Origin of the sequence: Gordonia terrae (assembly GCF_051789125.1) — a bacterium.
GTDB classification, from domain to species: Bacteria; Actinomycetota; Actinomycetes; order Mycobacteriales; family Mycobacteriaceae; genus Gordonia; species Gordonia terrae_A.
This window is the reverse complement of sequence record NZ_CP196526.1, coordinates 4,703,713-4,718,478: the sequence shown is the minus strand read 5'-3', so window position 1 is coordinate 4,718,478 and position 14,766 is coordinate 4,703,713. Positions and strand designations below refer to the sequence as shown.

Below are 14,766 nucleotides of genomic sequence, written 5' to 3'. Positions count from 1 at the left end.
AGGCCGGACGATCCAGGGGCGTGGGCGGGCTGCTCAGTTGCTGCTGCTGTCGATCAGACGACGCCGTGACCTGCGGCGTCGAGGCGTCAGTTGGTCTCGCCGGCTCCGCCGCGCGAACCGTAGTCCACCGAACCCTGCACAAATCCGTTGTTCGGGCTGATGTTGTTCAGGTCGGTGGACGGGCTGTTCTCGGAGGCCAGGAAGCCGCCGAGGAACACCGCGCCGAGTCCTACCAGGATGCCGGCGACTCCGGCAACGGCTCCGGCGACAAGGCGGTTGTTGGTCATGGCGACGAAACTACCATCGCGCGGTCGGCGAACCGCTGGACACCTGCTGATCGGCGCGGTGCGGGACAGGTCGTCAGCGCCGAGCTCGGACACCGACGAGGGCACGATCCCACAGCAGTTGCATGCCGGCCTTCAGCAGTTCGGGAGTTTCGATGCCCCGTGTCATCAGGAGCGTGGACGAGGCGACCGTGCGCGTGGACGCCTTCGATCGGTGGCCGGAATCGATGTGCGGCTGCGGGTCGTATTCGATGAACAACTGGATCGCCTCGGCCCTGGCCTTTCCGGCGATCTGCTCGGCCAGCCACAGTGCGAGATCGATGCCGGCCGAGACCCCGGCCGCCGTGACGACGTCCTGGTCGGGCAGTGCCCGCACTATGCGTTCGTCGGAGACGGCGCGGGCGCCCTGCGCGGTGAGCGCTGTCATCGCCGCCCAGTGGGTCGTCGCGGGCAGTCCGTCGAGTAGACCGGCCGCCGCGAGTACGACCGAACCGGTGCACACCGAGCTCGTCCAGCAGGCTCCCGGACGCACTGCGCGCAGCCACTCGAGAACCTTCTGATCCTTCGACGTCGCCAAGAAGCCCGGCCCCCCCGGCACCAGGACGACGTCGGGGGACGGTGTCTCGTCGAACGAGTGGGTGGCACCGACGACGAGTACACCCGAGTCGGCGACGATCGGCCCCGGCTCGTGCCACACGAACCGGACCTCGGCGTCGGGCAGATTGCGCAACACCTCGTACGGACCGATGAAGTCGAGCGCGGTGAACTGTGGATAGAGCACGATCGCGATCTGGGTCATGGAAAGGGCCTTTCGTTGTGTGCGTGGATCGGGTGTGGCGGGTCGCAGGGGGTCGGGGTCAGCGGAAGGTTCGCCGGTACTGGTCGGGAGGCACGCCGAGTCGTCGGACGAAGGCGCGTCGCATCGTCTCGGCGGTACCGAAACCGCAGCGGTCGGCGATGACCGGCATCGTCTCGTCGCTCTCGGTGAGCGCGCGCCGGGCCGCATCGGTCCGGACCCGTTCCACGTAGGCGCCTGGCGCCTCCCCGGTCTCCTCGGTGAAGACACGAGAGAAGTGGCGCGCACTCATCGCCGCGCACTGCGCGAGCTCGTCGATGCGGTGGGGGCGTCCGGGTTCGGCTTCGATGCGCTCCTGGACGTCCCGGATCGCCGTCCGTCGCGCTCGCGGCATCCATACGGGCGGCGCGAACTGGCTCTGACCGCCGGGGCGACGCATGTAGAGGACGAGCCATCGAGCGACGAGTTGGGCGAGTTCGGTGCCGTGGTCCTCCTCGATGAGTGCCAGCGACATGTCGATGCCGGCGGTCACCCCCGCCGAAGTCCAGATCCGGTCACTACTGCGTACGAACAGCGCTTCGGCGTCGACCTGGACCGACGGATGACGTTCGGCGAGAAGCCCGGTGACGGCCCAGTGGGTGGTGGCGCGTTTGCCGTCGAGGAGACCCGCCTCGGCGGCCAGGAACGCGCCGTTGCACACGCTGACGACGCGGCGGGCACGTCGTGCCGTCTGTCGAATCCATCCGACGAGTTCGGCGTCCCGGGTCGCATCGTGGACGCCGGTGCCGCCGGGAATCACCAGGGTGTCGATGGGCGCGGTCGGGTCGGGCAGCGGGTGTGCGGCGAACTCGATGCCGACGCCTGTCCCGACGGATTGCCCTGCCTGCGAGACGAGGCGGAGGTCGTAGGAGATCGGCGATCCCCGGTCGGTCAACGCGAGCGATGCGGTCGTGAACACATCGGCCGGACCCGTCACATCCAGGGCCTGCACCCCGGGGAACCCGAGAATCACCACCGGTCGCGTCATGAGGCCATGGTTTCCCAGTCCGGGCATGGCGTCCAGGCCATGCATCCCACAGATCAGGACATCCGGGCCGTTACGGGGTGACCTGCGGTTCCCTCTCGCATTTCGCCGGCACGATGAACACCGGGCGGTGGCAGTGCTTGAGGACGCGTTCGGCGACGCTCGACCGCAGCAGGGCCTTGAGGCCCGACGCCCCACGCGTGCCGGTGACCAGGAGGTCGACGTCGAGGGCCTCGGCCGCGGCGACGAGGGCACCCCACACCGTCGACTCGACCTCGACGAGCAGGCCGCGTGCGGCCAGTCCGCACTCGGTGGCGAGTTCGACGCCACGCCCGTTGACCGCGGACGCCTCTTCTTCCAGCGCGCGGTCGACACCGGCGTCGAGCTGGGTGTCGATGAAGGGCTGCATCCCGCTGGCAAGGGTGGACATCCGAGCCGGGGTCATGCCGCCGGGTTGCCAGGCGGTCACCACCACCGCGGATCGTGCGCGCAGGAACTGGCCGGCGTAGCGGATGGCGCGATCGGCGTTGGGCGAACCGTCGTAGGCGATCATCAGGGTCTGCGCGGCATCGTTGTCACCGCCACCGCTCGATGCGGTTGCGGACCCGGTCGGAATGGACCCCACGTCCATTGGCTCAGATTACATGCCAGACTCGTGCCATGGGCTCAACTCGCCGACCCCGATGGAACCGGAACGCGCTGACGACGGCAACCGTCGCCGGTCTGGGCGTCGCCCTCGCGGCCTGCACCGGCTCGACCGCGGATGGACCGCCACCGACGCCGTCCTACTCGTCCTCGAGCGAGGCGCCGATGTCCTCATCGACGTCGCCGAGTGCCACCCCGGTCGCGAACGCTTGCGGTGCAATCGAACTCGCGAAACTGTCCACGAGGCAGAAGCTGGCGCAGCTGCTCGTCGTCGGGGTGACCGGTGCCTCCGACGCGCAGCAGATCGTCGAGGACGAGGAGATCGGCGGCATCTTCGTCGGCAGCTGGACCGACAAGGCGATCCTGACCAGCGGTGCGGCGGCACGTATTTCGCAGAATTCGTCGATCCCGCTGATGGTCACGGTCGACCACGAGGGCGGTCGCGTCTCGCGGCTGTCGGCGCTGGGGATCGACCACGCGTCACCTCGTGAGCTCGCCCAGACGAAGACGCCCGCCCAGGTGACGGCCATCGCCACCGATGTGGGTCGCAAACTCAAACGGCTCGGCGTGACCGTCGACTTCGCGCCGGTCGCCGACGTCAGCGATGAATCCGATGACGAGGTCATCGGCGACCGTTCGTTCAGCAACGACCCGGCGGTCGTCACCGAGTACGCCCGCGCCTATGCAACCGGGCTGGCTGCCGCGGGAATCACGCCGGTGTACAAGCACTTTCCGGGTCACGGCCACGGTTCGGGCGATTCGCACCTCGGGGTGGTGACCGTTCCGACTCTGCCCGAACTCCGCACCAGCGACCTCGCTCCGTTCCGCAGCCTGCTCCGCGATCCGGGTACCGCGGGCGCGATGGTGGGTCACCTCATCGTGCCGGGGCTCACCGGCGGTCTGCCCGCGAGCATCAGCCGTCCTGCCATCCAGATGTTGCGTACGGGAGTCGGATACGACGGTCCGCGTTTCGACGGTGTGATCTACTCCGACGACCTGTCCGGCATGGCGGCGATCAGCGCGCAGTACCCCATCGAGCAGGCCGTCGAGCGGTTCGTCCTCGCCGGCGGCGACGTCGCGCTGTGGCTGTCCACCGACCGCGTCTCCTCCGTGCTCGACAACCTCGAACGCGCGGTCGTGCAAGGTCGTCTCGCCCCCCAGCGACTCGACGCCAAGGTGGTGCGGATACTGCGGTCGAAGGGCATGCTGGACTGCTGAGGCGTCCCGGGCCGGCGGACCCGGGTGGGGTTTCACCTTACCGATTGGTAAGTTCTTGATATCGTCTGAGGACGAGAGTGTGTCGTCGAACGGAGTGGTCATGTCGGGCGGAACCAAGCGTCTGCCGCGCGCGGTGCGCGAGCAACAGATGCTCGACGCCGCCGTCAAGGTGTTCTCGCAGCACGGTTTCCGCGAGACGTCGATGGACGCCATCGCATCCGAGGCGCAGATCTCCAAGCCGATGCTGTACCTGTACTACGGCTCCAAGGACGAACTCTTCAGCGCCTGTATCGCCCGGGAATCCGGGCTGTTCATCGACGCCATGAGCGTCGGCTTCGACCCCTCGCTGTCGCAACGCGAGCAGGCCGTCACGGTGATCCGCGAGTTCCTCCGATTCGTGCACGAACATCGTCAGTCGTGGCGCGTGCTCTACCGCGTCGCCATCGGTACCGCCGGGTTCGCCGGCATCGTCTCCGAGAGCCGGCAGCGTGTCACCGAGATGGTCACCGAACTGATCAAGGCGGGCACGACCGTCGAGGGCGCGAGCGACCTCGACTTCGAACTGACCGCCGTGTCGATCGTGGGCGCCGCGGAGGCCGTGGCCGACCGCATCACCGAGGGCGACGTCGACCTCGAGAAGGCCACCAACCTCCTCGTCGGCATCACCTGGCGCGGCCTGAAGGGTGTCGGTACCGACTCCTGACGGCGCTTCCCGCTCACACGTTCCGTTCCCGCTCACTCGATGTCGGTGAGCGGGAACGGAAAAGGTGAGCGAGAGCCCTCAGCCCTCGCGCGTGGTGGCGGTGAGGTGCGGGAAACCCTTGCGACGATCGCGGATCGAGATGTCGAAGCCGCCGGTGCCGTCGATGCGGCGGGTGTAGAGGTTCACCTTGGCGGGCAACAGGATCGGCTTGCCGAACCGCACGTCGTAGGTGACGGTGTCGGGAAGCTGTGCCTCGACGTTCGCGACAGCCGCCGCAGCACTCCACATCCCGTGGGCGATCGCCCGGGGGAAGCCGAAGGCCTTGGCCGGCAGGTTGCCCATGTGGATCGGATTGCGGTCGCCCGACGCGGCCGCGTACTCGCGGATCCTCTTGAGGTCGACCGCGAGGATCGCGTCCGGGGGCGGCGGGGTCTTCGACTTCGGTTCCGGCCCGCGCGGCTCGTCGGACAGGCTGGTCCGCTGCTGCTTGAGGAACGTCGCGGTCTGGGTGGTCACCAGCTCGGAGCCGACACGGACCTCACTGATGACGTCGATGAGGATGCCCTTGCGGTGCTCGCGGAGGTTCTCGGCATGCGTCACGATGTCGAGCGGTTCGCCGACCTCGATGGGGCGCTTGCGTTCGATCCTGTTGGTCATGTGGACCGAACCGACTGCACCGAACGGGAATTCGTCGGAGGTCATCAGCTTCATGGTCACCGGGAACTGCAACACGAACGGGTACGTCAGCGGCAGGGTATCGCCGAACCGCTGCCCCGTTGCGTGGCAATAGGCTTGCAGGGCAGACGAATCGACCCGGATGCCGTCCAGTCGGTAGCGGGTGTCCGGGGCGACGGCGTCAGCTGGGACGCGTGGCGGCTTGCCGATGCCGGGCAGCAGCGCGGTGACGGCCTTGCCGTACAGCTCGCCGGTGCCGGGCGCGGCGGGGAGCGTGATCGTCTTCGCCATCAGGCCCCCAGGAATCCCTGGCCGCAGACGCGGACCACGTTGCCGGTGATGGCGTTGCTCGCCGGATTGGCGAAGTACGCAACGGTCTCGGCGACGTCGACGGTCTGGCCGCCCTGCTGCAGCGAGCTCATCAGGCGTCCGGCCTCGCGGGTGGCGAGCGGGATCGCGGCGGTCATCTTGGTCTCGATGAAGCCCGGCGCGACGGCGTTGATGGTGATGCCCTTCTCGGCCAGGATCGGCGCGTAGGCGTCGACCAGCCCGATCACGCCGGCCTTGGAGGCGCCGTAGTTGGTCTGGCCGCGGTTACCGGCGATGCCGGCGATCGACGACACGTCGACGACGGCGCCGCCCTCACGCAGCGCGCCCTTCTCGAGCAGCGTCTCGACGAGGGTCTGCGGTGCGATGAGGTTGACCGCGATCACGGCGTCCCAGCGGGCGTCGTCCATGTTGGCGAGCAGCTTGTCGCGGGTGATGCCTGCGTTGTTGACGATGATGTCGATGCCGCCGTGACGCTCCAGGGCATGCTCGGCGAGCTTGGCGCCCGCGTCGGCCGCGGTGACGTCGAGCGGGAAGGCGGTGCCACCGACCTTGTTCGCGGTCTCCGAGAGCGCGTCACCGGCCTGCGGAACGTCGGCGGCGATGACGTGGGCGCCGTCGCGCGACAGCACCTCGGCGATGGTGGCGCCGATGCCGCGGGCGGCACCGGTGACCACGGCGACCTTGCCCTCGAGCGGCTTGTCCCAGTTCTTCGGCGCGGTGGCGTCAGCGCCTCCGACGCGGATGACCTGGGCGTCGACGAAGGCGGACTTGGCCGACAGGACGAAGCGCACGGTCGACTCCAGGCCGGTCAGTCCGGTCTTGGCGTCGGGCGACACGTAGACGAGCTGGACCGTCGAGCCCTTGAGGAGCTCCTTGCCCAGCGAGCGCGTGAAGCCCTCGAGAGCGCGCTGGGCAACCCGCTCCGACGGATCGGTGACCAGCTCGGGCGTGGTGCCGATGACCAGGAACCGCGCGCAAGGCGCGGTCGAGCGCATGGCGGGCTGGAAGAACTCGAAGAGCTGACGGAGTTCGGCGGGGGAGGTGATGCCGGTCGCGTCGAAGACCAGACCGCCGTACTTGTCGGCGCTGCGGCCGGTCGTCGCGTTCTGGATGAGGTCGTAGTCGTCGGTCGAGAGCATCTCCCGAAGCGGTTCGACGAGCCGTCCCGATCCGCCGAGCAGCACCGGTCCCGGCAATGCGGGCTCGGACGGCTTGTAGCGCCGCAGCGGTGGCGGGACGGGGAGTCCGGCCTGTTTCGCGATGAAAGCGCCCGGCGCGGAATGGACGAAGCTCGAGTACAGGCCAGTGTTTCCGTTGGCGGCCACGTTGATCTCCTCTGACTGTCGTTCGACAACGAACTTACTGATGAGTAAGAATACGCTATAGATACCGCACACGACCCTGGGAGATCGACGTGGCCGAACAGTCCAACCCCACCAGCAAGCCCAAGACCCGCAGCGAACGCCCGGTCGCGATCCTCGGCGGCAACCGCATCCCGTTCGCCCGCCAGGACAAGGCGTACGCGACGGTCAGCAACCAGGAGATGTTCACCGCCGCCCTCGACGGCTTGGTGAGCCGGTTCAACCTGCAGGGCGAGCAGCTCGGCATGGTCGCCGGTGGTGCCGTGCTCAAGCACGCCCGTGATTTCAATCTCATCCGTGAGTCGGTGCTCGGCTCGGCCCTGTCGCCGTACACGCCGGCCTTCGACATCCAACAGGCATGCGGCACCGGTTTGCAGGCCATCACCACCGTCGCCGACGGCATCGCGCGCGGCCGCTACGACGCCGCGATCGGTGGCGGTGTCGACACCACCTCCGACGCCCCGATCGCCGTGGGCGAGGGCCTGCGCCGCCAGCTGCTGCAGGTCAACCGTTCGCGTAGCACGAAGGACCAGGTCCTCAATGCCGCGAAGCTGCTGACCAAGCTCGGCATCGAGATCCCGCGCAACGGCGAACCGCGCACCGGCATGTCGATGGGCGAACACGCCGCCATCACCGCTAAGGAGTTCGGCGTCAAGCGCGCCGACCAGGACGAACTCGCCGCCCGCAGCCACCAGAACATGGCGGCCGCCTACGATGCAGGCTTCTTCGACGACCTGATCACCCCGTTCATGGGCCTCACGCGCGATCAGAACCTGCGCGGCGACTCGACCGCCGAGAAGCTGGCCAAGCTCAAGCCCGTCTTCGGCGTCTCGCTCGGCGACGCGACGATGACCGCCGGCAACTCGACCCCGCTCACCGACGGTGCGTCGACCGTTCTGCTGGGCAGCGACGAGTGGGCCGCCGAGCGTGGCCTGCCCGTTCTCGCCTACTTCGTGGACAGCGAGACCGCGGCGGTCGACTACGTCAACGGTCCGGACGGCCTGCTCATGGCGCCGACCTATGCGGTGCCGCGCCTGCTGGCCCGCAACGGCCTCACCCTGCAGGATTTCGACTTCTACGAGATCCACGAGGCGTTCGCCTCCGTGGTGCTGGCCACCCTCCAGGCCTGGGAGTCCGAGGAGTACTGCAAGGAGCGCCTCGGACTGGACTCGGCGCTGGGTTCGATTGATCGCAGCAAGCTCAACGTCCACGGTTCCTCGCTGGCGGCCGGGCATCCGTTCGCGGCCACCGGCGGCCGGATCGTGGCGCAGGCGGCCAAGCAGATCAAGGAGAACGGCGGCGGTCGCGCGCTCATCTCCATCTGTGCCGCCGGGGGCCAGGGCGTCACCGCGATCATCGAAGGCTGATCTGCAGCGCGACACCCCACCGCGTCGTCCGACCGCGAGGACCGAAAAGGCCGATCGGGCCCTGGATCTCACGAACTGAGACGGATCAGCGACACATTCGCCGATCCGTCTCGGTTTCGTGGGACGAAAGCGGGTACTTCGTCACATATTCGACAGAAATCGGTGTCCGGAGATGTCGTCAGCCGAAAAGTAGCGTAAACATGTGTATAGCTCCGGCTGCGCTGTCAGACCCCCGACCCGACAGCTCGGCCGGAGCGCCTACGTTTCCGACCGTGGTTCTGCGGCCATCCACCGACTGGCCCAGCTGTCAGCCGTGATGGATGGAGTTGTGACCCCAGGCGCACGACGAGCCCGCCATGCCCTACGCGCCGTACTGGCCCTCGTCGCCGTCATCACGCTGGTGCTCGCAGCCGAATTCGTCGTCACCCGCTCCGACTCCGCACGCAACGCCGTCATCGGCGGCATCGACGCCGGAGGCCGTGATTCCGCCACGCTGGCACCCGTCCTCGACGAGCTGACCGCTCGTTCGGAGCAGCCGGTGATCCTGCGCACGCCCGAGGGATCCGCCGAGGTCGCCCCGTCCGACCTCGGTCTCACCCTCGATCTCGATGCGACGCGAGCCCGCCTGCTCGAACAGCCCCGCAATCCGCTCACCCGGTTGGCTGCCCTCTTCGGATGGGACCACGACGTCGAGCCGGTCGTCACCCTGGATCGTCGTGCGATGGACACCGCCCTCGATGCCCAGCGCAAAGCGCTGGAGAAGGCCGCGGTCGAAGGCGGCGTGCATTACGACGGCACCAGACCCGTCGGGGATCAGCCGGCTGCGGGTGAACGCATCGCCCGGGACGCGGCGGCCGCGACGCTCGTCGACCGTTGGCTCGACGGCGCGCCCGTCGACCTCCCGATGGAACCGTTCTCGCCGACCGTCAGCTCCGAGGTCGTCGCGGCAACGGTCGCCGGACCGGCGGAGCGGGTGACATCGGCCCCGATGCGGCTGGTCGATCGCCGGAAGCGGACGGTCGAGGTTCCCGCGGGCGACCTGGCGGCGATGCTGACCTTCGGCCCCGACGGTCGCGGCGGGCTGGTTCCCCGCGCCGACGAGCCCACGGCCCGCAAGATCCTCGCGCCCGACCTCGATGCCTCGCAGCGCGCGCCCGTCGACGCGCGGTTCGAATTCGAGAGTGGTCGCCCGACCGTGGTGCCCGGCGTCGACGGCGCGTCGATCGACTGGCCCGAAACACTGGACAGACTGGCGACGCGCGCGGCAGGCGAAGGGGGCGATCGGACGGTCGAGGTCGTCTACAAGGACGTGGAACCCCGGCTCACCACCGACGCCGCCCGCAAACTCGGCGTCCGCGAACTGATCAGCGAGTACACCACCGGCGGCTTCTCGAGCGCATCGGGCGAGAACATCCGGCTCGTCGCCGAAGAGGTCGACGGCGCGCTGGTCATGCCGGGAAAGGTGTTCTCGCTCAACGGACACACCGGCCCGCGAGGTTCGGCGCAGGGGTATGTCGACTCGACGATCATCGATCACGGCCGCGCGTCGACCGCTGTCGGCGGCGGTATCTCCCAGTTCGCGACGACCCTCTACAACGCCGCCTACTTCGCCGGCCTCGAGGATGTCGACCACACGGAGCACGCGTACTACATCTCGCGGTATCCGGAGGCGCGCGAGGCGACGGTGTTCGAGGGGGCGATCGACCTCAAGTTCCGCAACAACACCCGTCACGGCGTCCTGATCGAGACCTCGTGGTCACCCTCGGAGGTGACCGTCAGACTCTGGGGCACCAAGGCTTTCGAGGTGGAGTCGATCACCGGCGAACGTTTCGCCACCACCGAACCGCAGCGTGTACGGGTGCCACGGGGCGATGACTGTATCCCCAGCAGCGGCAGCAAGGGCTTCACGACATCGGACACCCGCGTCGTCAAGGACGCCCGCACCGGTCGGGAGATCAACCGCGCCACCCGGACCGTGCGGTACGCGCCCGAACCCATCGTGAAGTGCGTCTGAAGCCCATCTGCCCCGCGTCGCCCCCGCACGGCGGTGTGGACTGTTCCACCGAAGGGCTTTACCGAACGATAGATCGCTCGATAGGCTCCGGGACGTGGATATCAACGGAGCTAGTGCAATCGTCACAGGTGGCGCGTCGGGTATCGGCGCAGCTGCGGCTCGCCAGCTGGCGGCCAAGGGTGCGAAGGTCATCGTCGCCGACCTCAACGCGGACAAGGGCGAGGAACTCGCCAAGGAGATCGGCGGGCAGTTCGTCGCCGTCGATGTGACCTCGACCGAACAAATCGAAGCCGCCATCAACGCGGCCACCGAACTCGGCCCGCTGCGCGCGCTGGTCAACTCGGCCGGTATCGGCTGGGCACAGCGCACCATCGGCCGCGACGGCGAATTCGGTTCGGCACACAACCTCGACGCCTACAAGAAGGTCATCGCGATCAACCTGATCGGCACCTTCGACTTCATCCGCCTCGCCGCCACCGCGATGAGCCGCAACGAGCCGCTCGACGCCCATGGCGAGCGCGGCGCGATCGTCAACATGGCCAGCGTCGCAGCCTTCGACGGCCAGATCGGGCAGGCGTCGTACTCGTCGTCCAAGGGTGGCGTCGTCGGCATGACCCTCCCGGTCGCGCGTGACCTGGCCGCGGTCGGCATCCGCGTCAACACCATCGCACCCGGCCTCATCGACACCCCGATCTACGGTGAGGGCGAAGCCGCAGACGCGTTCAAGGCCAAGCTCGGCGAGTCGGTCCTGTTCCCGCATCGCCTCGGCGCACCCGACGAGCTCGCCTCGATGGTCGTCGAACTGGTCACCAACAGCTACATGAACGCCGAGGTCATCCGCGTCGACGGCGGCATCCGGATGCCACCGAAGTAGACCACGATGATCGACGCCCGCCGAATCAGCGGCGTGGGTCTGATCGGAGCGCTTGCGGCCGTGCTGATCACAGCCGCGTGCGCCACCGAGACCTCGGGGACTGCTGTCCCCGAGGTCTCGCCGATCGCCCTGACGACACCAGAATCGTCGACACCGGCATCGTCGACAGCGACGACCAGCATGTCGGCACCCGCCACGACCAGTTCGACCACCCGGTCACGGGCGGCGATCCCGCCGCAGTCGGGTGCGGCGACCGACCCGGACGAGATGACCTGCGAGACCTACCTGTCGCTCACCGACGACGAACAGATCGCCACGGTCAACGCATTCGCGGACCGGCACGACAAGGAGCTGGTCAAGAGCAACCCCAACAGCTACCTGTTGTTCCGCGCCTTCTGCGTCGGTGACCCCGACATGCTCCTCAAGGACAACCTGCTCCTCCAGGGCAGCTGAACAGCGTTCGCGACGATCGACGTCGATGAGCAGACGCACTGCCGATCCGGCGGTGCGTCTGTTCGTTCTTCGTGACCTGCTCGTGTGAAAGAACTTTCATTCGCGTCTCATGGAGGTGTCACGCCGGCGCCCGATAGTTGTCGGCATGAACGTTCCGCACACGATCGACCGAGACCCGGGGCACCCGGGGCCGGTGACGATGTTCGCGACGCGCCCGCCTGTGCAAAGGGTGGTGCCGCCACCGCCGCGCCGGCCCCTCCGGGAAATCCTCGGCGGAGCGTTGTCCCCGTGGGCGGCAGCAGGACTGGTCGTCGTCGTGGTCGCCGGCGCGTTCGTCGGGCACGCCGGATGGTCGGGGGAGCTGTCGTTCGACGCCGTCGTCACCCTGCTCGTGTTCCTGGTCGCGGTGTGGGCGTGGATCTTCTCGCCCCTCGACGACACCTACGTCGCCCTCGGCGGTGGCATCGCCCTGGTGATCTTCGGGATCATCGACGCCGATGCCTTCGTGGGAAGCCTCGGCTCAGGGGTGATCTGGCTTCTGATCGGTGCCTTCGTGATCGCGGCCGCGATCACGGCGTCGGGCCTCTCGGCTCGTGTGTCGGCGCGGGTCGTTCGCCGAGCCCGCACGCCTCGCCAGCTGGTCCATCTCCTCACCGCAGCGCTGCTGCTGACCACTTTCGCGATCCCGGCGACGTCCGGGCGCGCAGCCCTCGCGCTTCCGATCTTCCTCGCCCTCGCCGCGGTGCTGCGTGACAGGCCGCGACTGGTGCTGTGTCTCGCGCTGGTCTTCCCGTTCGTGATCCTGTTCTCGGCGGTCGGATCGCTCCTGGGTGCCGGCGCACACCTCATCACCGCCGAGATCGTCTCGGCGGCAACCGGAACCGGTATCGGATTCCTGCAGTGGGCGGTACTCGGCGTGCCGCTGGCAGTCGTGTGGTCGCACTCGGCGGCAGAGGTCGCGCTGTGGTTGATGACCGACCACGACGAACGGGCGCGTCCACTGCGCGTGCCGCCGGCTGCTTTCGAGTCGACCGGAACGGCGACTTCGGGCCCGCTCACGACCGCTCAACGACGAGTGTCGGTCATTCTCGGACTCGTGGTCGCGCTCTGGTGTTCTGAGCCTCTGCACGGCGTCGACCCGGCGATCGTCGCGGTGCTCGGCGCGCTGGCCGCGTCCGCCCCTGCGGTCGGGGCGACCACGCTGGGCGCGGCGCTGAAGACCATCCCGTGGACGCTTCTGCTGTTCATGGCCGCGACCCTCGCGCTGGGGATGGCCCTCAACTCCAGCGGCGCCGCACAGTGGTTGGCTGACCGGGCTTTCGGTTCCATCGCCGACAGCGGCCCGGCGGCCGCGATGGTGTTCGTCGTCGTGTCGGCCACCGTGTCACTACTCGCGCACCTGGTGATCCAATCTCGTTCGGCCCGTTCGGCGGTGCTGATCCCCATCATCGTCGTCACCGCCCCCGCTGTCGGGGTCGACCCCGTGGCCGCGGCCTTCCTGTCCACCGCGGCCGCCGGATTCTGCATCACACTGACGAGCTCGGCGAAGCCGGTGGCCATGTTCGCCGCGAGTGCCGAAGTGCCGGGTTACCAACCGCGGCATCTCCTCGGGATGTCGGCGTTGCTCGCGCCGGTGTCGCTGGGGTTGCTGATCGTCTTCGCCTGCTGGGTGTGGCCCCACCTCGGGCTTCCCCTTCTCTCGTCCTGACCGTCGCGCCGCGACTATCACCGACTCTGCCTGCGGGTGCGAGTTCTGCCGTCCCATCGATCAACAGGAGTCCCGATGTCTGTCCGAGTTCCGCAACGAATCCTGGTCGCCCCGAGCGGTTTCAAGGAGAGCCTCGACGCCCTGTCGGTGGCCACCGCCATCGCCGCGGGGGTTCGGCGCACCCTTCCCGGGGTGCGCGTCGACATCGCGCCCATCGCCGACGGGGGTGAGGGAACGGCGCGCATCTTGGCGGCCGCAGGTAACGGCCGGCTCCACGAACTGACCGTCTGCGGTCCCACAGGTGAACCCGTGCAATCGCATTGGGCTGAAGTGGGCGTCGGCCGGAACCGGATCGGCGTCGTCGAAATGGCCGCCGCCGCGGGCTTGGCGCTCGTTCCGGCCGGGCAGCGAGATCCCGGCGCCACCACCACCTTCGGTGTCGGACAACTGATCGCCGCGGCGCTCGACGCCGGTGTTTCGGCGATCCTGGTCGGGTGCGGGGACTCGGGTACGTGCGACGGCGGCGCGGGTGCGTTGCAGGCTCTCGGGGCGCGCGTGTTGGACCACGACGGTCGCGAGATCGGTCGCGGTGGAGATCAACTCGCTCGAGCCGTGGCACTGGACCTCGCCGGCCTGCATCCCCGGCTGCGGGAGACGGAGATGGTGATCGCGGGTAATCCACACAATGTGCTCACCGGGCCGCACGGCGTGGCGCGGGTCTTCGGGCCGCAGAAGGGTGCGACGCCGGCCCAGGTCGATTCGTTGTCGGCGGCGCTCGACGTCTGGGCGGGCGTCCTGGAGCGGGATGGGCTGCCCGGCAACGACTATCGCCACGGGGCGGGTTCCGGCGCCTCGGGCGGGCTGGGGGCGGGACTGGCCGCCGTCGGCGGCGTCCTACGTTCACGCTTCGATGCGTTGCTCGATTCCGGACTGTCGGGGATCGACCTCGACCATCGAATCGGCAAGGCCGACCTCGTGATCACGGCCGAGGGGTCCATCGACTTCCAGACCCCGCACGGAAAGGTGCCCGCCGAGGTGGCGCGCCGCGCCCAGTTGCGGGGTGTGCCTGTCGTCGCGCTCGCGGGTTCGCTCGGGCATGGTGCCCCGTCCGTGCACGACGTGGGGATCGGCGCGATCGCGTCGATAATTCCGGTTCCCATGCCGCTGTCGGAGGCCGTGGCCAACGGCGAGAAACTCCTCGCCGATGCCGCCGAGCGCACCATGCGGATGATCCTGCTCGGCGCGGCTGTGTCCGCCCGGGCGGGACAGCGGAAGCGCAAGAAGGCCGTCTGACCGACGAACTTCGTTTCGACC

General features: G+C 68.4%; 14 protein-coding genes. 8 read left to right on the top strand and 6 right to left on the bottom strand.

Going from position 1 to position 14,766, the window contains the following annotated elements:
- Positions 1–86 precede the first annotated feature (86 nt).
- The 4 genes from ACSUZC_RS21525 to ACSUZC_RS21510 all read right to left on the bottom strand — a co-directional run bounded on the left by ACSUZC_RS21525 (position 87) and on the right by ACSUZC_RS21510 (position 2,735).
- Entirely contained in the window at positions 87–287 is a 201-nt protein-coding gene (locus ACSUZC_RS21525) for a DUF2613 domain-containing protein (RefSeq protein WP_004023745.1), read from the bottom strand.
- Between the two features lie 73 nt (positions 288–360).
- The gene (locus ACSUZC_RS21520; RefSeq protein WP_439030481.1) at positions 361–1,083 is read right to left on the bottom strand and encodes a DJ-1/PfpI family protein; all 723 of its coding nucleotides are present in this window, start codon (positions 1,081–1,083) and stop codon (positions 361–363) included.
- 58 nt (positions 1,084–1,141) lie between these two features.
- Positions 1,142–2,107, bottom strand: a complete 966-nt coding sequence (locus tag ACSUZC_RS21515) for a GlxA family transcriptional regulator (RefSeq protein ID WP_439030480.1) — start codon at positions 2,105–2,107, stop codon at positions 1,142–1,144.
- 70 nt (positions 2,108–2,177) lie between these two features.
- The gene (locus ACSUZC_RS21510; RefSeq protein WP_439030479.1) at positions 2,178–2,735 is read right to left on the bottom strand and encodes a universal stress protein; all 558 of its coding nucleotides are present in this window, start codon (positions 2,733–2,735) and stop codon (positions 2,178–2,180) included.
- A 29-nt stretch (positions 2,736–2,764) separates the two neighbouring features.
- Here ACSUZC_RS21510 and ACSUZC_RS21505 point away from each other — a divergent pair, with 29 nt between their 5' ends.
- Both ACSUZC_RS21505 and ACSUZC_RS21500 read left to right on the top strand, forming a co-directional pair.
- The gene (locus tag ACSUZC_RS21505; protein WP_439030478.1) at positions 2,765–3,967 is read left to right on the top strand and encodes a glycoside hydrolase family 3 N-terminal domain-containing protein; all 1,203 of its coding nucleotides are present in this window, start codon (positions 2,765–2,767) and stop codon (positions 3,965–3,967) included.
- Positions 3,968–4,067: 100 nt separating this feature from the next.
- A complete protein-coding gene (locus ACSUZC_RS21500) occupies positions 4,068–4,670 on the top strand; it encodes a TetR/AcrR family transcriptional regulator (protein ID WP_439033197.1) in 603 nt (200 codons plus the stop codon).
- A gap of 78 nt (positions 4,671–4,748) precedes the next feature.
- On the opposite strand, the gene ACSUZC_RS21495 is transcribed toward ACSUZC_RS21500, so the two are convergent.
- Together ACSUZC_RS21495 and ACSUZC_RS21490 are read right to left on the bottom strand one after the other, a co-directional pair.
- Positions 4,749–5,636 (bottom strand): MaoC family dehydratase, encoded by an 888-nt coding sequence (locus tag ACSUZC_RS21495; RefSeq protein ID WP_439030477.1) that lies wholly within the window; start codon positions 5,634–5,636, stop codon positions 4,749–4,751.
- Entirely contained in the window at positions 5,636–7,000 is a 1,365-nt protein-coding gene (locus tag ACSUZC_RS21490) for a 3-oxoacyl-ACP reductase (RefSeq protein WP_439030476.1), read from the bottom strand. The genes ACSUZC_RS21495 and ACSUZC_RS21490 overlap by 1 nt, the downstream gene beginning before the upstream one ends.
- Before the next feature lie 89 nt (positions 7,001–7,089).
- On the opposite strand from ACSUZC_RS21490, the gene ACSUZC_RS21485 reads away from it, so the two are divergent.
- The 6 genes from ACSUZC_RS21485 to ACSUZC_RS21460 all read left to right on the top strand — a co-directional run bounded on the left by ACSUZC_RS21485 (position 7,090) and on the right by ACSUZC_RS21460 (position 14,745).
- Positions 7,090–8,403: an acetyl-CoA C-acetyltransferase gene (locus tag ACSUZC_RS21485; RefSeq protein WP_439030475.1), complete on the top strand. Its 1,314-nt coding sequence runs from the start codon at positions 7,090–7,092 to the stop codon at positions 8,401–8,403.
- A 316-nt stretch (positions 8,404–8,719) separates the two neighbouring features.
- A complete protein-coding gene (locus ACSUZC_RS21480; protein WP_439033196.1) occupies positions 8,720–10,417 on the top strand; it encodes a VanW family protein in 1,698 nt (565 codons plus the stop codon).
- 94 nt (positions 10,418–10,511) lie between these two features.
- Positions 10,512–11,291 (top strand): SDR family NAD(P)-dependent oxidoreductase, encoded by a 780-nt coding sequence (locus tag ACSUZC_RS21475; protein WP_439030474.1) that lies wholly within the window; start codon positions 10,512–10,514, stop codon positions 11,289–11,291.
- Between the two features lie 6 nt (positions 11,292–11,297).
- The gene (locus ACSUZC_RS21470) at positions 11,298–11,744 is read left to right on the top strand and encodes a hypothetical protein (protein WP_439030473.1); all 447 of its coding nucleotides are present in this window, start codon (positions 11,298–11,300) and stop codon (positions 11,742–11,744) included.
- A gap of 145 nt (positions 11,745–11,889) precedes the next feature.
- The gene (locus ACSUZC_RS21465) at positions 11,890–13,452 is read left to right on the top strand and encodes an SLC13 family permease (RefSeq protein ID WP_439030472.1); all 1,563 of its coding nucleotides are present in this window, start codon (positions 11,890–11,892) and stop codon (positions 13,450–13,452) included.
- 75 nt (positions 13,453–13,527) lie between these two features.
- The gene (locus ACSUZC_RS21460) at positions 13,528–14,745 is read left to right on the top strand and encodes a glycerate kinase family protein (RefSeq protein ID WP_439030471.1); all 1,218 of its coding nucleotides are present in this window, start codon (positions 13,528–13,530) and stop codon (positions 14,743–14,745) included.
- Positions 14,746–14,766: the final 21 nt, after the last annotated feature.